The organism is Sphaerisporangium sp. NPDC005289 (assembly GCF_040607455.1).
GTDB classification, from domain to species: Bacteria; Actinomycetota; Actinomycetes; order Streptosporangiales; family Streptosporangiaceae; genus Sphaerisporangium; species Sphaerisporangium rhizosphaerae.
The window spans coordinates 673,399-691,514 of the sequence record NZ_JBEXGS010000001.1 but is presented as its reverse complement, the minus strand read 5'-3'; the positions used below and the strand labels follow the sequence as shown (position 1 = coordinate 691,514).

General features: G+C 72.0%; 13 protein-coding genes. 7 read left to right on the top strand and 6 right to left on the bottom strand.

Annotated elements, in window-relative coordinates; genetic code table 11:
• Positions 1–108: 108 nt before the first annotated feature.
• Positions 109–864: an ABC transporter ATP-binding protein gene (locus ABZT47_RS02700; protein ID WP_354835357.1), complete on the bottom strand. Its 756-nt coding sequence runs from the start codon at positions 862–864 to the stop codon at positions 109–111.
• A gap of 16 nt (positions 865–880) precedes the next feature.
• Positions 881–2,083, bottom strand: coding sequence for an ABC transporter substrate-binding protein (locus ABZT47_RS02695; RefSeq protein WP_354835355.1), 1,203 nt, complete (start codon positions 2,081–2,083; stop codon positions 881–883).
• Between the two features lie 1,051 nt (positions 2,084–3,134).
• On the opposite strand from ABZT47_RS02695, the gene ABZT47_RS02690 reads away from it, so the two are divergent.
• The 4 genes from ABZT47_RS02690 to ABZT47_RS02675 all read left to right on the top strand — a co-directional run bounded on the left by ABZT47_RS02690 (position 3,135) and on the right by ABZT47_RS02675 (position 8,288).
• Positions 3,135–4,880, top strand: coding sequence for a cellulose binding domain-containing protein (locus ABZT47_RS02690; RefSeq protein ID WP_354835353.1), 1,746 nt, complete (start codon positions 3,135–3,137; stop codon positions 4,878–4,880).
• A 237-nt stretch (positions 4,881–5,117) separates the two neighbouring features.
• On the top strand, positions 5,118–6,638 hold the full coding sequence (locus tag ABZT47_RS02685; RefSeq protein ID WP_354835351.1) for a long-chain fatty acid--CoA ligase: 1,521 nt from the start codon (positions 5,118–5,120) through the stop codon (positions 6,636–6,638).
• A gap of 140 nt (positions 6,639–6,778) precedes the next feature.
• Positions 6,779–7,648 (top strand): amidohydrolase family protein, encoded by an 870-nt coding sequence (locus tag ABZT47_RS02680; RefSeq protein WP_354835349.1) that lies wholly within the window; start codon positions 6,779–6,781, stop codon positions 7,646–7,648.
• Between the two features lie 103 nt (positions 7,649–7,751).
• A complete protein-coding gene (locus ABZT47_RS02675) occupies positions 7,752–8,288 on the top strand; it encodes an NUDIX hydrolase family protein (protein ID WP_354835347.1) in 537 nt (178 codons plus the stop codon).
• Here ABZT47_RS02675 and ABZT47_RS02670 read toward each other — a convergent pair.
• Both ABZT47_RS02670 and ABZT47_RS02665 read right to left on the bottom strand, forming a co-directional pair.
• Positions 8,251–8,970, bottom strand: a complete 720-nt coding sequence (locus tag ABZT47_RS02670; RefSeq protein ID WP_354835345.1) for a hypothetical protein — start codon at positions 8,968–8,970, stop codon at positions 8,251–8,253. The two genes, ABZT47_RS02675 and ABZT47_RS02670, sit on opposite strands and share 38 nt — an antisense overlap.
• Positions 8,971–9,239: 269 nt before the next feature.
• On the bottom strand, positions 9,240–9,998 hold the full coding sequence (locus tag ABZT47_RS02665) for a CHAP domain-containing protein (RefSeq protein WP_354835343.1): 759 nt from the start codon (positions 9,996–9,998) through the stop codon (positions 9,240–9,242).
• Between the two features lie 395 nt (positions 9,999–10,393).
• On the opposite strand from ABZT47_RS02665, the gene ABZT47_RS02660 reads away from it, so the two are divergent.
• Positions 10,394–11,035, top strand: a complete 642-nt coding sequence (locus tag ABZT47_RS02660) for a PaaI family thioesterase (protein WP_354835341.1) — start codon at positions 10,394–10,396, stop codon at positions 11,033–11,035.
• A 9-nt stretch (positions 11,036–11,044) separates the two neighbouring features.
• Here the strand turns inward: ABZT47_RS02660 and ABZT47_RS02655 are convergent, their stop codons facing one another.
• Positions 11,045–12,223: an alpha/beta hydrolase-fold protein gene (locus tag ABZT47_RS02655; protein WP_354835339.1), complete on the bottom strand. Its 1,179-nt coding sequence runs from the start codon at positions 12,221–12,223 to the stop codon at positions 11,045–11,047.
• A gap of 176 nt (positions 12,224–12,399) precedes the next feature.
• On the opposite strand from ABZT47_RS02655, the gene ABZT47_RS02650 reads away from it, so the two are divergent.
• Both ABZT47_RS02650 and mptB read left to right on the top strand, forming a co-directional pair.
• Complete coding sequence (locus ABZT47_RS02650; RefSeq protein WP_354835453.1) at positions 12,400–14,181, top strand: phosphatidylglycerol lysyltransferase domain-containing protein; 1,782 nt, start codon at positions 12,400–12,402, stop codon at positions 14,179–14,181.
• Between the two features lie 645 nt (positions 14,182–14,826).
• A complete protein-coding gene (mptB, locus tag ABZT47_RS02645; protein WP_354835337.1) occupies positions 14,827–16,317 on the top strand; it encodes a polyprenol phosphomannose-dependent alpha 1,6 mannosyltransferase MptB in 1,491 nt (496 codons plus the stop codon).
• Here mptB and ABZT47_RS02640 read toward each other — a convergent pair.
• Positions 16,307–17,902: a hypothetical protein gene (locus ABZT47_RS02640; protein ID WP_354835335.1), complete on the bottom strand. Its 1,596-nt coding sequence runs from the start codon at positions 17,900–17,902 to the stop codon at positions 16,307–16,309. The genes mptB and ABZT47_RS02640 overlap by 11 nt on opposite strands.
• Positions 17,903–18,116: the final 214 nt, after the last annotated feature.

The window sequence follows — 18,116 nt, the reverse complement described above, 5'->3', positions numbered from 1 at the left end:
CTCCCCGCGGACCGGCGGGGCGTGGGCCGCGCGGGGTCCCCGGAGATCCTTCGCTCGGGGTCTCTGGGCGTCCTGCTCGTGGCGTCGGGCGGCGATCTTCGCGCGGGATCATGAGGCGTCTCCCAGGTAGGCCGAGACCACGTGCGGGTCCGCGCGCACCTCGCCGGGCGTGCCTTCGGCGATCACCCGGCCCAGGTCGAGCACGGTGATCCGGTCGGCGAGCCGGGTGACGAACGCGACGTCGTGCTCGATCAGCATGATCGTCAGCCCGCCCGCCCGCAACTCCTCGATCAGCACGGCCAGCGCCTCGCGTTCGGCGGCCCGCAGCCCCGAGGCCGGCTCGTCCAGCAGCAGCAGGCTCGGCCGCGCGCACAGGGCGCGGGCGACCTGCATGGACCGCTGCTGCCCGTGGGGCAGCAGGCCCGCCTGACTCTCGGCCCACGCGCCGAGGCCGACCCGGTCGAGGGCCTCCTCGGCGCGCCGCGCGATCTCACGCTCGTCGCGGCGGTGGCGTGGCAGGCGCAGCGCGGCGGCGGCGAAACCGGTGCGCCCGCGGGTGTGCGCGCCCACCATGACGTTCTCGCGCACCGTCATGCCGCGGAACACGCGAGCGCCCTGGAAGACGATGGACATCCCGAGCCGGGCGCGCCGGTGCGGCGGCAGCCGGTCCACCGGGGCCGAGCGCAGCGCGATGGCGCCGTGGTCGGCGGGCAGGTGGCCGGTGATCAGGTTGAACAGCGTCGACTTGCCGGCGCCGTTCGGGCCGATGATGCCGCGCACCTCGCCCTCGGCGATGTCGAGGCTGACGTCGCGGACGGCGTAGACGCCCCCGAAGGAACGCGAGACGCCATCGACGGTGAGCATGCCCGGCACGTCGCCCCTACTCGGCGGTGACGGTCTTGGCGAGCTGCTCGGCCGCCCACTTGGTCGGCACGAACTGCCCGTTCTTCACCGTGTTGACGGAGATGTAGTCGGGTTTCAGCCCTGAGTGGTCGGTCGCGGAGTAGCGGAACCGCCCGTTGGGGGTGACCAGGTCCATGTTCTCCAGTGCCTGGCGCACCTTCTCCTTGTCGGTGCTGCCCGCCTTCCTGATCGCCTCGAACAGCAGCAGGCTCGCGCTGTAGCCGTCCTGGGCGAACTGCGGCGGCGGGTAGCCGTACTTCTGCTTGAACGGGGTGGCCATCTGGTCGATGACCTGCTTCTGCTTGCTGTCGGGCAGGTGGTCGCCGATGACGCCGATGGCGCTCTGCACGGTCATGCCCTCGGCGGCCGAGCCCATCGGCTCCAGCCACAGCTTGCTGGCCTGCGCGGCGGTGAGGAACAGCGGCACCTTCAGCCCCGAGGCGGCGTACTGTTTGCCGACGGTGACCCCCGGGGCGCCCGACCCCCAGAACACCAGGGCCTGCGCCCCGGAGTCGCGGACGTGCGTGAAGATCGCGCTGAAGTCGGAGGTGGTGGTCTCGTACGGCTCGTCGGCGACGACGCTCACCCCGTACTTGGGCGCCAGCGCGACCATCGCCTTGTGGCCGGCGACGGAGTAGGCGCTCTTGGTGTCGTGCGCCACGGCGATCTTGGTGATCTTCTCCGACTGGATGTACTGCAGGTACCGCTCGGCGTACATGTTCGACAACGCGGGGGTGACGAAGACGTAGGACTTGATCGGCTCGACCTGCTCCTGGGCGGGGGCCAGCGACAGTTGGGGGATCTTCGCGCGCTCGGTCAGCGGCTCGACGGCGAGCGCGGAGTTGGAGAAGACCGGGCCGATCAGCGCGTCGATCTGCCCCTTGATCTGGTTGAACGCGACGATGCCCTGGTCGGGCGCGGTCTTGTCGTCCCGCTCGACCAGTTCGACCTTGCGCCCGAGCAGGCCGCCCTGGGCGTTGACCTGCTCGACGGCGAGTTCGACCGCCTTCTTGTCCTCGCTGCCGAGGGGGGTGTAGTTGCCGGTCAGGGAGACGATGAGGCCGACGCGGATGGGCTCCGCGGCCCCGCCGGAGGATCCGCCGCCGGACCCGCCGCCCGAGCCGCCGCACGCGGACGCGGCCAGCACGAGGAAGGTGATCGTCGGAACGAGCTTGCGCACGTGCGCCTCCTGGAGGTCATGTCGCGGCAACAGGCTCTCGCGCGTGCCTCCACCGCGCACCGGCACGGCCCGGCGCACAGGAGGAACGAAGAGATCAAACCCCCGATCGCAAGAATTTAGGCATGGCGTTTTTCGGCTGTCAATACAAAGCCCCACATCCTGAAAACCCCTTGTCGAGGCGGCGTCCGCCGCAGGCGCCCGGCGGGCGGGCGCCGGGCGCGGCCGTGGCATTCATGACGCGCCGGCCTGGGAGGACGCGGCGACGGGGTCAGGAAAGGGGAGGTTCAGGCCGTTCTCGGCGGTGAAGGGGCGAGGACGCGGCGGTCCGGCCATGCGCCTGGCAGGCCCTGCCGGGCCGGCTCGGGAAAGCGGTACGAAACGCGTCAGAGCACACTTGGACGTTTCCGGAGCCGTGCCGGTGCTCGTCCGGTGCCGCCCTGCTCACATCGCCATGGTGGGCGCCGAAACTATCGAGCCGGGCGGAAACATCCTGGCCGGTGACCCGTCCGCCGCCGCCGGGGTGACGTAGGGAGCGGGTGACGTCCGGGTCGATCAGCTGAACGTTTCACCGGCCGCCGGGCGGCGTCCGGTATGCGTGAGCCGCACCGCCCAGTTGGGAGCGGTGAGGTGTCCGACGAGGTGAGCGCCCCGGTGTCCGGGCGGTTGACACGGCCGCGCTCCGTCGGATTGGCTCCGGCCACGGTGAGCTACCGCCCTCGGTGGAAGGGGAACCTGTCTCCTGCTCGATGTTAGCGCTAACATTCCGGATTGCCGTGCCTTGCCTCATCCGCATGGACTGTCCGACCTACCCCGCCGCGCTCGCGCCTCGCTTGAGCCGAGCGGATTCTCTTCGCCGCGCGCCGCGAACGTGTCGTCCCCTGACCTTCATCCCTGGCGGATGGCAGGCCCGGTGACCGTCACGATCACCACGGCGGCGCCCTGCGGCGGAGGTCGGGGCGACCGCCCAGGCCCTTGAACCCGTCTGAGATGAATGATCGGAGAGTCCGTGATACGGATCGTCGTAGCGACCGCTCTATTAGGTACGTCACTTGTGGCCGTACAGGCCGCGACCTCCGCCGCCGCCGCCGGTGTCATCACCGTGTCGGATGGCGTCCAGCGCCAGCAGATCGACGGTTTCGGCGTCTCGACGGCGTTCCGGCGGGGAGAACTGCTCCGCGACCTCACGTCGGCGCAGCAGAACGACATCTTCCGCCTGTGGTTCGACCGCACCACCGGGGCGGGGCTCAGCATCCTGCGCCTGGGCATCGGCGCGTCACCGCTGGGAAGCCCGTACGACAAGATGATCTCCATCCAGCCCCAGAATCCGGGTGGTCCGGACGCGCCGCCGAAGTACGTGTGGGACGGTGACGACGGCGCCCAGGTCTGGGTGGCCAAGGCCGCCCAGTCGTACGGTGTGAAGCGGTTCTACGCCGACGCCTGGAGCGCACCGGGGTACATGAAGGACAACGGGAGCCAGGACAACGGCGGCACCCTCAAGCCGGAGTGGCGAGCGGCCTACGCCCGCTATCTGATGCAGTACACGAAGTTCTACGCGCAAGAAGGCGTCAAGATCACGGATTTGGGGTTCACCAACGAGCCCGACTTCACGGCGCCCTATGAGTCGATGCGCTTCACCCCCGCCCAGGCGGTCGCGATGGTGAAGGCCCTCGGCCCGATCGCCGGGGACGTGAAACTCGTCTGCTGCGACTCCTACGGGTGGGACCAGGGCAAGTCCTACACCAGCGCCATTGAGGCCGACTCCGAGGCCCGGCGCTGGATCTCGACGTACTCGGCTCACTCCTACGCCAGCTCGCCCACCAGCGCGCAACCCGCGAGCAAGCCCGTCTGGATGTCGGAGTGGGCTCCTTCGGCGACCAGCTGGAACGAGGGCTGGGACAACGGCGGCGTCGACGGTTTCACCGTCGCCCAGCACATCCACCAGTCGCTCACCAGCGGCAACGCGAGCGGATACCTCTTCTGGCTGGGGGGATCGAAGGGGAACACCGCGGCGCTGTTCCAGATAGACACGGCCGCGAAGACTTATCGCGTGTCCAAGCGATATTGGGCGATGGCCGCCTACAGCCGGTTCATCCGGCCGGGTGCCGTCCGGCTCGACGCCTCGACCACCAATTCGGGCCTGAAGGTGTCGGCCTATCGCAACTCCGACGGCACGAAGGTCGTCGAGGTCCTCAACACCGGCACCACGGCCGTGACCTGGCAGGGCGTGGAGGGGAACGCCACCGCCTACGTCACCGACAACGCCAACTCGCTCACCCCCACCTCGACGGCGGGCGGAACGGTCACCCTCAGGCCCCGCGCACTCACCACCGTCGTGATCGGCGGCCCCGGCCCGACGCCGACTCCCACCCCGACTCCGACCCCCACGCCGACCCCCACGCCGACGCCCACGCCCACACCGACCCCGACCCCGACTCCCACGCCCACTCCCACCCCGACGCCGACGCCGACTCCCACGCCGACCCCGACCCCGACTCCGGTGCCGGGCGGTTGCACGGCGACGATCACGACGGTGAACTCCTGGGGCGGCGGCTTCCAGTCGTCGGTCACGGTGCGGGCCGGCGACGGCGCGATCAATGGGTGGACGGTGAACTGGAGCTGGCCGGGATCCCAGTCGATCAGTCAGCTGTGGGGAGGCCTGCGCTCCGGTTCCGGCGCCGACGTCTCGGTGGGCAACGAGAGCTGGAACGGCAAGCTCGCCGCCGGAGCCACCACCGACTTCGGCTTCACCGCCAACGGCACGGCGGCCACCCCCGCACTGACCTGCAGCGCGACCTGAACGTTCACGGCGCGGTGAACCCTCCCGATCGGGAGGGACGCGAGAAGGAGACGACGTAAGAAGGAAGGGACGCCAGGAACAGGGACGCCACCCCGCCGGCAGGCGGGGGGCGTCGCTGTGCGTATGAGCCGCCCGCGGCCTGATGTGCTCGGCGAACCGCGTTCTGTCCAAGATCGGATTGTCCTCTTTGTTGTAAATTCGAGCGGAGATCACACCCGACCGTCAGGGAGCGGCGCCATGCGGAACGAGGGGTTGGGGTCGTGGCCGGCGCGGCGGGCGCGCATGACTCCGGCGAAGGTCGCGCTGCGCCACGACGGGCGGTCGTGGACCTACGGCGAGCTGCGCGAGCGCGTCGACCGGCTGGCCGGAGCCCTGCGGTCGCTGGGCGTGCGGCACGGCGACCGGGTCGCCTACCTCGGGCCCAACCATCCCGCCTTCGTCGAGACCTTCTTCGCGGCCGGCGCCGCCGGTGCGGTGTTCGTCCCGCTGAACACGCGGCTGACCGCGCCGGAGCTGTCCTACATCGTGGCCGACGCCGGGGTGGCCGTGCTGGTGTGCGGCCCCGGTCAGGAGGAGGCCGGCGCCGCGCTGCCGGTGGCCCGCCGGGTGGCGGTGGCGGGGGAGTACGAGGAGTTGCTGGCCGCCGCCGGCCCCGCGCCGGCCGACGAGCCGGTGGGCCTGGACGAGCCCTGCCTGATCATGTACACCTCCGGCACGACCGGGCGGCCCAAGGGCGCGACGCTGAGCCACGGCAACCTCGTCTGGAACACCTTCAACCTGCTCGTGGACGTCGAGCTGACCCATGACGAGGTGACGCTGATCAGCGCGCCGCTGTTCCACATCGCCGCGCTCGCCCAGACGCTCGTGCCCACCGTGCTCAAGGGCGGCACGGCCGTCCTGGTCCCGTCGTTCGACGTCGACCAGACCTTCGACCTGGTCGAGCGCGAGCGGATCACGCTCATGTTCGGCGTCCCGGCCATGTTCGCCTTCCTCGCCCAGTCGCCCAGGTGGGAGGGCGCCGACCTGTCCAGCCTGCGCAACCTGCTGTGCGGCGGCGCGCCGGTGCCCGAGCCGCTCATCCGCACCTACCAGGAGCGCGGGCTGACCTTCCTGCAGGGGTACGGGATGACCGAGACCTCGCCGGGCGCGCTGTTCCTGGCGGCGGAGCAGTCGGTGCGCAAGGCGGGCACGGCCGGCGTGCCGTGCTTCTTCTCCGACGTCCGCCTGGTGCGCGCCGACGGCGAGCAGGCGGCGCCCGGCGAGCCGGGCGAGGTGGTCGTGCGGGGGCCGAACGTCATGACGGGATACTGGGGGCGTCCGGAGGACACCGCCGCGGTGGTGTCGCCGGAGGGGTGGTTCCACTCGGGCGACATCGCCGTCGCCGACGAGGACGGCTACGTCCGCATCGTCGACCGGGTCAAGGACATGATCATCTCCGGCGGTGAGAACATCTACCCGGCCGAGGTCGAGAGCGTGCTGTACGGGCATCCCGCCGTCGCCGAGTGCGCGATCATCGGGGTGCCCGACGACCGGTGGGGCGAGGTGGGCAAGGCCCTGGTCGTCCTGCGGCCCGGCGCCGTGGCCGCGCCCGGCGACCTGCTGGCCCACCTGTCCGGGCGGCTCGCGTCCTACAAGATCCCAAAGCATGTGGAGCTGCTGCCCGTCCTGCCGCGCAACGGCGCCGGCAAGGTGCTCAAGGCCCGGCTCCGCGCGCTGTACGGGTCGGCCGGCGGCCTCGCGCGAGAGGCGCCCGAATGAGCCCCGCGGACCGCGTCCGGATGGCCCACACGGACCGCGCCCGGGCGCGCCACACGGACCGCGCCCGGGCGAGCCACGCGCGAGGCGCCCGGACCGGTCACGCGCGACCAGCCCTGACCGACCACGGGGGAGACGCCTGAATGAACATCGACAGCCTCGTCGCGATCGACGTGCACACCCATGCCGAGGTTTCCGAGCACGGCGCCGAGTCGCTCTCGGGAGAGCTGAAGGCCGGCGCGGACGACTACTTCAAGCTGGCCGGGCAGCACCGGCCGACCGTGCGCGAGATGGCCGCCTACTACCGGGAGCGCGACATGGCGGCCGTGGTGTTCACCGTGGACGCCGAGACCGCGACCGGGCACCCTCCGGTGCCCAACGAGGAGATCGCCCAGGCGTGCGCCGACAACGCCGACGTGCTGATCCCGTTCGCCGGTCTCGACCCGTGGAAGGGCAGGGCCGCGGTCCGCCAGGCCCGGCGGCTGGTCGAGGAGTACGGCGTGCGCGGGTTCAAGTTCCACCCGAACCTTCAGGCGTTCTTCCCCAACGACCGGATGGCCTACGGCCTGTACGAGGTGCTGGAGGAACTGCGGGTGCCCGCGCTGTTCCACACCGGCCAGACCGGCATCGGCGCCGGGGTGCGCGGCGGCGGGGGAGTGCGGCTGAAGTACTCCGACCCGATGTTCGTGGACGACGTCGCCGTCGACTTCCCCGACCTGCCGATCATCCTGGCCCATCCGTCCTTCCCCTGGCAGGACGAGGCGCTGGCCGTGGCCACGCACAAGCCGCAGGTGTACATCGACCTGTCCGGCTGGTCGCCCAAGTACTTCCCGCCGCAGCTCGTGCAGTACGCCAACACGCTGCTGAAGGACAAGGTGCTGTTCGGCTCGGACTTTCCGCTCATCTCCCCGGACCGGTGGCTGGCCGACTTCGACAAGCTGCCGATCAAGGACGAGGTCCGTCCCAAGATCCTCAAACTGAATGCCGCCCGCCTGCTCGGCCTGGACACCTGAACAGCTCCCCTTCTGGTGTCTTGCCGCACATTTCAGGATTGTGGGGGCCGGTCACCGGAATGGCGGGATCCGGTGCGCCTGGGCGGGGAAGTACGATCAAGAGATGACCGAACAGACCGAAACCGCACCTGGGTGGCTTGCTCCGGAGGAGCTGGAGTCGGTGCGGGGGCGGATGCCGATCCTCTACGTCGACGCGGTGCCCGTGCGCGTCGACGACACCGGCGTGGTCACCCACGTCGGCCTGCTGCTGCGCATCTCCGCGGACGGGACGGTCAGCCGGGCCCTGGTCTCCGGGCGGGTGCTGCACCACGAGCGGGTCCGCGACGCCCTGCTGCGCCACCTGGAGAAGGACCTCGGGCCGGTGGCGCTGCCGCGCATCCCCTCCTCGCCGCAGCCCTTCACCATCGCCGAGTACTTCCCGACGCCCGGCGTCACGCCCTACCACGACCCCCGGCAGCACGCGGTGTCGCTGGCCTACATCGTCCCGGTGGCCGGTGACTGCCGGCCCCGTCAGGACGCCCTGAACCTGGTCTGGTTCACCCCCGAGGAGGCCGCCTCGCCGATGGTGCAGCAGGAGATGCCCGGCGGGCAGGGTGTGCTGCTCAAACAGGCCCTCGCCCACGTCGGCCGGATCTCCTGACGCCCCGGCTCCACGCCGGCGGGTGAGGGCGGCGTTGCCACAGCAGGAGGGCCACGCCGAGGGCCGCCAGTGCCGCGAAGGCGACGGCGGCGACGAGCAACGCCGGGACGCGTGAGTTCGTCTCGGCCATGACGGGCGCGGCGGTGCCGCCCGGCAGGGGGAAGGTGACGGTGGCCCGGGCCGTCCGCTCGGTCGGGCCGCTGCGCAAGGTGACGCGGGCCACCCAGGGGCCGTCGGTCACCCGTCTGTTCAGCGTCACCGTGATGGCGCCGGAATCCCCGGGCGCCAGGATGGCGCCGCCCTTGACCGGGAACGGGCCGGCGGTCATGGCGCTCGCCACGCTGGTGAGCTTGAGCGTGCCGCTGAGGTCCAGCGCCCGGCCGCCGGTGTTGTGCACCTGGGCGTACAGGGCGGGCTCGCCGGTGATCGACCGCTGCGCGGTGATGGTGTCGATGGTGAAGTCCGACGGCGGCGGGTCACCCTGCCCGACCGGCCGGTGGGCGGCGGGCGGCCCGTCCTCCCGGCGGATCCGTATGCGCCCGGGGCCCGGGCGGGCGGGGTCGCGGCGGATGGCGGCGGGGGACGGCAGGGGGGCGGCCGACCAGGCCGTGGACGGCGGCAGGGCGGTCAGGGCGAGCACCCCGACCACCAGTGGTCCCAGGATGAGGAGACGGCGCGGCACGGTTCGGGTGGTCCGCCGTCAGGCCGCCGACCGGGCGCCGGTGCCGGTGCGGGCGCCGGCCCCGGTGGTCGGGCCGGTGCCGGGCGCGAGGACGAACGGTGTTCTGCGCAACGAGATCTCCCAACGCGAAACCGGGGCGGTGGCCGGGAGGAGTGGCGAGCCCGTCGCTTCACGATCAAGGCTCACGCGCACGGTAACACGGGTACGCGCGATCGATCGCGGAGCGTGGTCAACCGGCGCTAAAAGACCGTCAAAGAGGATGGCACCCGCTACTCCCGGGGGTCGGCGGCGGAGGGCGAGGGGGAGGGGGAGGCCGGGCGGCGCGCGGAGGCGGCGAGGCGGACGGCCGCCCGCCGTGTCTTCAGGCACACGATCAGGGCCAGGACGGCGATGAGCACGGGGAGCACCAGGGCGCCGGCGCCGGCGGCGGGCTGCCCGGCGGCGCCGCCCGCCGCGCCGGGCACGCCCACCATGGCGGCCGGCATCGGGAACTCCGCCGCGGTGTTCTTCAGGGCGGGGGTGGCGACCGGGGAGGGCTTGCCGGCCAGCACCCGCGCGTCCTGCTGGGCCTTGACCTTGTCGGGGTAGCCGTAGCCGGCGACGTAGGTCTGGTCCCTGACCTTGGCCTTGGCGTACTGCCCGTCGATGTTGCCCTCGATGGTGTGGATGGTGTCGCCGTCCACCGAGGTGACGATGCCGACGTGGTCGATGTTGTCGATGACGTGCGAGCCGCCCCAGTCGAAGAACACGACCGCGCCGGGCTTGGGTGTGGTGCCCCACGCCCCCTGGTCGGCGAACCATTCGGCGTGGGCGGGGGTGTAGGCGAACTGGCCGAACCACTTCTCGTAGCCGAGCCGGTGCGCCGCCCACGACAGGAACATGTCGCACCAGGGCTGCGCGGAGTAGTCGGAGTCGAACTCGACGTTCTTGCCGTACCAGTCTCCGTACTTGGTGTATCCGCCCGCTTGTTCGCTGTAGCCGAGCTGGGTCTGGAGCAGGTCGATGAGCTTCTGCAGTTCAGGCGACATAGGAAGTGGGAGCCCTTCCGCTTTGGTGCGACCGGCGCTGGGGACGCCGGTGTCGAACAGGTGGTGGACCGGCGCTGGGGACGCCGGTGTCAGTCGGGTTTGGGCCGGCGCTGGGGACGCCGGTGTCGATCGGGTGCGGGGCCGGCGCGGGGGGCGCCGGTCATGTCCGTGTGGCAGGACGTTAGCCAGGAAAAGCGCAGGTCAAAAGGGGGTCAACAGCGCCCGGAGTGACGGCGTGCGAGGCGGTCGGCGCACCGGAAACCCCGTGCCCGCCGGGCTTCGCGGCCACGGACGGGTTCGCGGCGGATCATTCCTCGAACGGGATTTCTTTCCCTAAACTTGACTAAAACGGTCAGAACCGAACGCCGTTTTGGTCCCCGGCTTACAATCGGCGCATGATGCCCGAGCTCGCCACGTCCCAGGAGTCCGACGGCGAGGCCCGCCTCGCGGCTCTCGCCGTGCTCGCCCAGCAGGTCCGCGACCTCGCCGACGCCGTCACGCTGACCGAGGTGCCGCAGGCCGAGCTGACCGCCGTGACCGCAGAGCTGGTGGCGCTGACCGAACGGCTCGGCGCGGCGCGGCGCGAGACCCCGCTGCCGCCCGAGTTCGGGCCCGGCGGCCGGTACCGCCACCTCGGCAACGCCGTCGTCGGCGACTGCAACCCGCACGCGCTCCCGCTGGTCGTCGAGCCGGACGCGGCCGGGGGCGTCCGGGCCGACCTCGCCTTCCGCCCCTCCCACGAGGGCCCGCCCGGCTTCGTGCACGGCGGCGTGAGCGCCATGGTGCTGGACCACCTGCTCGGATCGGCCGTCGCCGCCGCCGGCAAGGCGGCCATGACCGGCACCCTCAGCCTGAGGTACCGCCGCCCGGTGCCCTACGGCGCGCCGTTGGTGGCCACCGCGGCCGTCTCGCGCGGCGAGGGCCGCAAGACCTGGGCCGAGGGCCTGATCGCCCTGCCGGACGGCACGGCGCTGGTGGAGGCCACCGGCCTGTTCATCACGCCCTCCCAGTGGGTGGGCGTCGAGACCCGCTCCTGAGCGGCCCGCTCAGGAGCGGGGTGTCGGGGTGGCGCCGCCGTGGCCTTCGGCCGGATGGTGCAGCTGCTGGGCCAGCCAGGGGAGCGCCTGCGGCAGTTCGCGGTTCCAGGTGTTGAAGTTGTGCCCGCCGCTCGGCAGGATCAGCGAGGAGGCCCGCATCGGCGGGCGGACGGCCGCGAGGAAGTCCAGCGTCGGCCGGTAGTTCGACTCGCCCAGCTCACTGGTGGTCACCAGCGCCGTGATCGGCGGGGGCGGCAGGTTGGCCAGGCGCCACATCAGGTCGTTCTCGTTCTGCAGCCTGCGGTCGCCGCCGAACAGGTCGCCCGTCGTGGCGTCGGTCGGCGCCCGGAAATAGCCCGACAGGGACGCCACGGCGGAGTACGCCTCGGGATGGCGCATGCTGATCTTCAGCGCGCAGAATCCGCCGGTGGAAGTGCCCATGATGCCCCAGCTCGCGGCGTCGGTGCCCACGCGGAACGCGCCGGCCATGGACTCGCGCACGTCCTGGGCGAAGTACGTCTCGACCTTCGGCCCGCCGGGCACGTCCATGCACTCGGTGTCGCGGGGCGGCGCGACCGTCGGCCGCATGAGCACCAGCACGGTGGGCGCCATCTCGTGCCGCTCGATGGCCATGGCCGCGACGGCGGGCATGTTCATGCGGGTGAGCAGGTTGCGCGCGTCCCCCGGGTAGCCGGTCAGAGCCACGATCACCGGGAAGCGGGTGTGGACGTGCTTCTTCTCGAAGTACTGCGGCGGAAGGTAGACGTACGCGGGGGCGCTCAGGCCGGAGGCGCCGCCGGAGATCACGACCTGCTCCAGCCGCCCGCCGGGGTGGCCCTTGTGCCCCTCGATGGGCGGCACCCGCGCGGTGCGCACGACCTGCACGCCGCCGATCTGGCGCCCGGCCTGCCCGGGATCGCCCGCGTCGCTGACGATGGGCGCGGCGACGCCGTCGTCCGCGCCGAGCAGGTCGCTCCAACTGCCGTAGAAGCCGAAGTAGTTGTTCAGGGCGAGCGCGAGGGCGACGAGGATGAGGACCTGGTTCCCCAGGAGCACCGCGACGCGCCCGATGACAGCCGGCCAGGTGCGGACGCTCAGGCGCGGCCATACCCACCAGACCGACGTGACCAGACCCGCGACGGCGAGCAGGCACATCAGAAGCTCCAGCTTCAGCGCTGTGAGTCCCAATCTTTATCTCCCCTGGTCCTGGTCCCGCCGCCCACGTCTTTCATGGTGGTGCCCACGTGAAAGTTACCCAACCGAAATAAGGCCAAGGTAAGCATGTATCACCTCTCAGACACTCGAAGCACGGACCCCACCCTCTAGTGTGTCGTGATGTGAACGAACGGACACGCCTTTCGCGAATGCTCTTCTCGCGGTCGTGGGTTCCGGCCGCGGCGGGATATGCCGCACTTTTCATCGGAATACTCGATATCGTCCGCGGCGTCATCCCCCATTTCCGCCGCAGTCGCGTGATCCTCATCGCCGACGTGTTCCCCGGAACGGCCACCACTCTGGCGGCGGCGGCCTCGCTCCTGGTGGGCGTGCTGCTGGTCATGCTCGCCCACGCGCTGCGCCGCCGGAAGGTGCGGGCCTGGCGCGCGGTGGTCCTGCTCCTCCCTCTCGGCGCCGTGGTCGAGGCGCTGCGCTGGCGGCACTCCGCCACCGCCGCCATCAGCCTCGGGCTGTTCGTCGTGCTCCTGCTCAATCGCGGTGAGTTCCACGCCCTGCCCGATCCGCGCTCACGCTGGCGGGCTTTGTGGAACTTCCTGGCCCTCGGCGTCCTCGACCTCGGCATCGGCTGGGTGGTCGTGAGCGTTCACCCGGCCACCATCGTCGGCGACCCCTCCGCCGGCGAGCGCGTCCAGCACGTCCTGCTCGGCCTGGTGGGCATGCAGGGGCCGGTCGAGTACTCCCTCGACGGTACCGCCGACCTGGTGTACTACTCACTGGCCGGCCTCGGCGCGCTCACCGCGATCACCACCCTCTACCTCGCCCTGCGTCCCGAACGGCCGGCGGCGGCGCTGAGCGGCGAGGACGAGCGGCGGGTCCGCGCGCTGCTCGACCGGCACGGCCGCCACGACTCCCTCGGCTACTTCGCGCTGCGGCGCGACAAGAGCGTGGTGTTCTCGCCGTCCGGCAAGGCGGTGATCGCCTACCGCGTGGTCTCCGGGGTCATGCTGGCCAGCGGCGACCCCATCGGCGACCCTGAGGCGTGGCCCGGGGCGATCCGGCGGTTCATGGAGGAGGTCCGGCGGCACGCCTGGGTCCCCGCCGTCATCGGGTGCAGCGAGACGGGCGGCGAGATCTGGACCAGGGAGGCCGGGCTGTGCGCCCTGGAGATCGGTGACGAGGCGATCGTGGACGTGGCCGGGTTCAGCCTGGAAGGGCGCGCGATGCGCAACGTCCGCCAGATGGTCAACCGCACCGAGCGGGCCGGGTACACCTGCATGGTCAGGCGGGTGGGCGACCTCAGCGAGCAGGAACGGGAGCAGATCCGCGCCGCGGCCGGGTCCTGGCGGGGCACCGAGAGCGAGCGCGGGTTCTCCATGGCCCTCGGCCGGTTCGGCGACCCGGCCGACGACGCGTGCGTCGTGGTCACCGCGCACAAGCCCGGCGAGGACGGCAGGGTCTCGCCCGGCGGCGACATCCGCGCCGTGCTGCACTTCGTCCCCTGGGGCCGGGCCGGCATCTCCCTGGACCTGATGCGACGCGACCGCGACGCCGATCCCGGCCTCAACGAGCTGCTGATCGTCAAGACCCTGCAGGCCGCGCCGTCCCTCGGCGTGACCCGGGTCTCACTCAACTTCGCCATGTTCCGCTCGGCGCTGGCCAGGGGCGAGCGGCTCGGCGCGGGGCCGGTGATGCGGGCCTGGCGCGGAGTCCTGGTCTTCCTGTCGCGCTGGTTCCAGATCGAGTCGCTGTACAGGTTCAACGCCAAGTTCCGGCCCTTCTGGGAGCCGCGGTTCCTGGTGTACGCGACGGCGCGCGACCTGCCCCGCATCGGCCTGTCCGCGCTGCAGGCCGAGGCGTTCCTGACCGTGGGCCGCCTGTCCCTCCCCTTCCGCGGCCGTCGCCGCCCGGGCCCCGGCTCCTCCCCGTCGGGCTCCACCCCCTCGGAAGGGCCGTTGCCGGTCTCCCCGTAGTAAGTCCGCCATTTCAGAGGATTTCGGTGGTCGCGGGGAAACCGCGCCGGCGTGTCCTGCCGAAACCATCGCAATGCGCTTCAGATGTCGTCGGCCGGACGCGTTGATCGGGGCGCGCCGGTGTCGTTCTCCTGACCTCGCGATGGCGCGCGTGAATCGCGCGAGCGGTGATTCCCATGGCCTTTACCCGGGCTCGACGGTCATTTCCCGTTATACCGGATCGGCCGCCGTTAGCTGTCGCGGAAGCGTGATGGTGTACGTTCACGGATAAGCGGCGCCGAACCGATTTATCCGGCCATCTGCGCCTATCGGAAAGCGTGTTCGATAGGGGATATGTGATGCCATGTCCCCTTAGGGACGGCCGTCGGTGCGGGCGGACGGGTCGTCCCGTCGCCGCGCGGCGTTGGGTGGGGCGATCTACCCTTAAGGTTGGCATCTTGCGAAATAGCGCGCCAAGCCGCCGGTGATCCGGCCGCTTCCGTGACGCCGGCGATGCCGGAGTGTCGCGGGGGGAGCGATCATGGGGCAGGAGAGGCGCCGGCGCCGGTACGCGGCCCGGACGCCGCGGCGGCGCGACCACCGTGGTAGCTACCCTGGGAGGGCCGGCCGGTGCCGACGACGGTTCCCGCTGTTGCGCGACCATCGATGACGGGCCGGGAGCCCGGCGCCGCGCCCCCACGGCGCGCCCGCCTGGCCGGAGGCGCGGGGCTCGTCCTCCTCGGCCTCGCCATCGCCGCCATGGCGGCCATCGCCCTGCTCGGCCCGTCCGCGGCGGTGCCCGACGTCGGCGGCGACGGCCCGCCGTGGTCCCTGCGGGCCGCCCCCTCCGACGCCCTGGTGCTCTGGCTGTGCTGGACGGCCCTCATCGCGGGCGGGCTGGGCCTGGCCGTCGCGCTCGGGGCCCTGCGCCGTGGATGGCGCCCCCCGCGCGGAGTGCTGCCCCTCGGCACGGTCACGGCCGTCGCCGTCCTGGCCGTCCTGCCGCCCGCCGGCTCCACGGACGTGCTGAACTACGCGGTCTACGGGCGCATCGCCGGACTCGGCCACGACCCGTACGTGACCACGCCCGCATGGCTGTACGAGATCGCCGACCCGGTCGGCCGGTACGCCCCGCTCGCCTGGCGGCACGCCCCCTCGGTGTACGGGCCGCTGGCCACCTGGGCGCAGACGGCCGCGTCCGTCGCCGGCGGCGGCACGATGGCGGGCACGGTGCTGGCGCTCAAGGTGGGCACCGCCCTGGCGTTCCTGCTGTCGGCGCTCGCGCTCGACCGGCTGGCAGGGCGCGACCGCGAGCGGCGGATCCGCGTCCACCTGCTGTGGAGCCTCAACCCGCTGATGCTCTGGCATGTCGTGCTCGGCGGGCACGTGGACGGCCTCGGCGTGGTCTTCCTGCTGGGGGCCCTGCTGGCCGTGCGGCGGGCCGGGGCGGCCGCCGGCCTGGTGGCGGGCGCGCTGCTCGGCGCCGCCGCCGCCGTCAAGGCCCCGTTCGTCCTGGCCGGCGCCGGCCTCGCCTGGGCGTCCCGCAGGTCGCTCGCCACCCTCGGGTGCCTGGCGATGGGCGCCGGCGCGGCCCTGGTCGCCGCCTACGCGACCCAGGGACCCGAGGCGCTGGGCAACCTGATGGGCAAGATCGGGGCGCACTCGCTGGCCGACCCGTGGCGGGTGGTCACCGACGCGCTGGGCCTGGGCATACAGGCGTCCCTGCTGGAGGGGCAGCTCGCCCTCGGCGCCGCGCTCCTCATCGGGGTGCTGCTGTGCTGGGGGCTTCCCGCCGGACCGCCCGGGCTGGACGCCGCGCGCCCCGCGCTGGCGTGGTGCCTGTGCTGGCTGCTCACCTCGCCGGTGCAGCATCCGTGGTACGACGCGCTGCTGTTCCCGCTGCTCGCCCTGATGCCGGCCGGCCGCCTGGACGGCCTGCTGGTGACCCGAAGCGTCCTGACCAGCCTGATCTACCTGCCCGGCGCCGCGAGGATCATGACCCCCACGCCGTTCACCCAGTGGGTCGCCGAGACCTACCGGCCGTGGGTCGCCCCGCTGGCCGCGGACCTGATCATCATCTGCGTCCTCGCGCTGGCCCTGGCGGGCCGGACGCGCCCCGGGGTGTGGGCCGGGGCCGGCGGAGCGGTCAGGCGATGAGCCGGACGGCGTGCAGCCGCTCGTCCAGAGCGGCCACGCTGCGGGTGCGGTGCCACGGGCTGAGCTTCTCGCGCGTCTCGACGACCGAGCGCACCAGGCGGGGAGAGGTGTTGCGCCCCGCCAGACGGGCCGCCTCGGCCAGGTGCTCGCACGCCACGTCGATGTCCCGCAGGTCCATGTGGGCCTGCGCGGTCTTCAACCGAAGGTAGGCGGCGTTGCGGACGAACGCCGGGTCGATGCCGGAGGCGGCGGTGGCGGCCACCTGGAGCGCCTGCGACGGGTCGCCTGTGTCGAGCAGGCAGCCCGCCTTGGTGGACAGATACTGGCCCTGGCCGAAGAAGGTGACCAGCCGCGCGCCCGGGTCGTCGGCCGCGGCGCCGTGCAGCTCGCGCTGCGCCTGGTCCAGCGACCGCAGGCAGCGCGTGTGGTCCTTGCGCCGCTCGCCCCGGGCCGAGCGGCGCACCACGGCGGCGTGGGCGCGGGCGCCGACGTCGCAGGCATAGGCGGTCAGCAGCCGGCTGCCCGCCCGCTGCCCCCACGCGAAGGCCCCGAGCGCGTGTTCGACGCCCAGGCGCGGGTCGCCGCGCCAGGTGGCGAGCTGGCTCCAGTTGGCCAGCACCATGCTGCACATGGCGTCGTCGTCGGCCTGGTGGGCGGCGTCGCGGGCCCGCGCGTAGTGGCGGTCGGCCCCGCGGAAGTCGTTGAGGTTGAACAGCATCCACGCGGTGCAGCGGCGGATGTCGGCGAGCAGGGACAGCGTCTTGGCGCGCATGTGCTCCGGCACCCCCGCCGACAGCAGCGAGACGACCAGCTGCTGCTGGGCGAGCACCGTGGCCAGCGCGGCGTGCGGGCCGAGCGTGTCCTCCTGGCGCATGGAATGGCGCAGCACCGCCTGGATGTGGCCGAGCGTCACCTCGTCCACGCGGCTCGGGTCGGCTCCCGCCATGGCGAGGCGCCGGGACTCGTCCTCGTCCGGCCGTTCGAGGTGCGGCGAGGCGTACGCCGAGGTCGCGGCCGCGCCGATCAGCGCGAGAGCGTCACGTCGGTTCATCTGTGTTGCCCAATCGGTGAAGGCGTGGACGAGCCGCTCGTACTCCCGTTCACGCAGGTCTTCTTGAGAGGCCGGCCCGCGCGGAGACAGGGGCGCGAGCAGGCCCTGGATGTCGGCGAAGGCCAGGCCGGCCGGGCTCGGCGGAGACGGGAAGTGCCGCACGCGGGCGACCTGCGCGTTCTGGTCGGACGCCGTGTGGTCCTCCCCGTCGATCAGGTCGCACGCCCGGCACCCGTAGACCCGCGCCAGCCGGTTCAGCCCCGCCACCGGGGGCTCGTTGCCGCTGGCGCTCGGCCACGCCTCCCACGAGCCGAGTTTGCGCACGCTGAACGGCTCCGACGGCCACAGCGCCTTCCACTCCTCGACCACGCGCTCCTGCGTGTAGCGGTGCGCCTCGCGGAACGCCTGGCGGGAGTTGAGCCGATAGCGGCGCTGGAACTCCCGCGCGATCTCGGTCCAGGTGGACCCCCGCTCGCGAAGCTCGGCGCTGAGGCGGTCCATCTCCTCTTTGAGGCTGCGTGGCTTACGTGGCATCGCGTACCCTCCGACCCCCGTGGATGCGTATCGCCGACACCGACAGTAGCCAAAGCCGTCTGGTGACTACGCACGGTCGCCGGTAATCGGCGACCAGGCCGCCGGTTTCTGCGACGACCGGCCGCACGCGCGCCGAATCAGGGGCTCCCGCCTACAGACACACCCCGCCACGACGCCTGTTGGCGGCCATGCCGTCCACCGGAAGGTAAAGGTC

What these genes read in the sequence shown, in the direction of transcription:
- mptB (WP_354835337.1), top strand. Translation starts at nt 14,827, where the DNA reads ATGACGGGCCGGGAGCCCGGCGCCGCGCCCCCACGGCGCGCCCGCCTG.
- ABZT47_RS02700 (WP_354835357.1), bottom strand. Translation starts at nt 864, where the DNA reads ATGCTCACCGTCGATGGCGTCTCGCGTTCCTTCGGGGGCGTCTACGCC.
- ABZT47_RS02660 (WP_354835341.1), top strand. Translation starts at nt 10,394, where the DNA reads ATGATGCCCGAGCTCGCCACGTCCCAGGAGTCCGACGGCGAGGCCCGC.
- ABZT47_RS02685 (WP_354835351.1), top strand. Translation starts at nt 5,118, where the DNA reads ATGCGGAACGAGGGGTTGGGGTCGTGGCCGGCGCGGCGGGCGCGCATG.
- ABZT47_RS02665 (WP_354835343.1), bottom strand. Translation starts at nt 9,998, where the DNA reads ATGTCGCCTGAACTGCAGAAGCTCATCGACCTGCTCCAGACCCAGCTC.
- ABZT47_RS02680 (WP_354835349.1), top strand. Translation starts at nt 6,779, where the DNA reads ATGAACATCGACAGCCTCGTCGCGATCGACGTGCACACCCATGCCGAG.
- ABZT47_RS02640 (WP_354835335.1), bottom strand. Translation starts at nt 17,902, where the DNA reads ATGCCACGTAAGCCACGCAGCCTCAAAGAGGAGATGGACCGCCTCAGC.
- ABZT47_RS02675 (WP_354835347.1), top strand. Translation starts at nt 7,752, where the DNA reads ATGACCGAACAGACCGAAACCGCACCTGGGTGGCTTGCTCCGGAGGAG.
- ABZT47_RS02650 (WP_354835453.1), top strand. Translation starts at nt 12,400, where the DNA reads ATGCTCTTCTCGCGGTCGTGGGTTCCGGCCGCGGCGGGATATGCCGCA.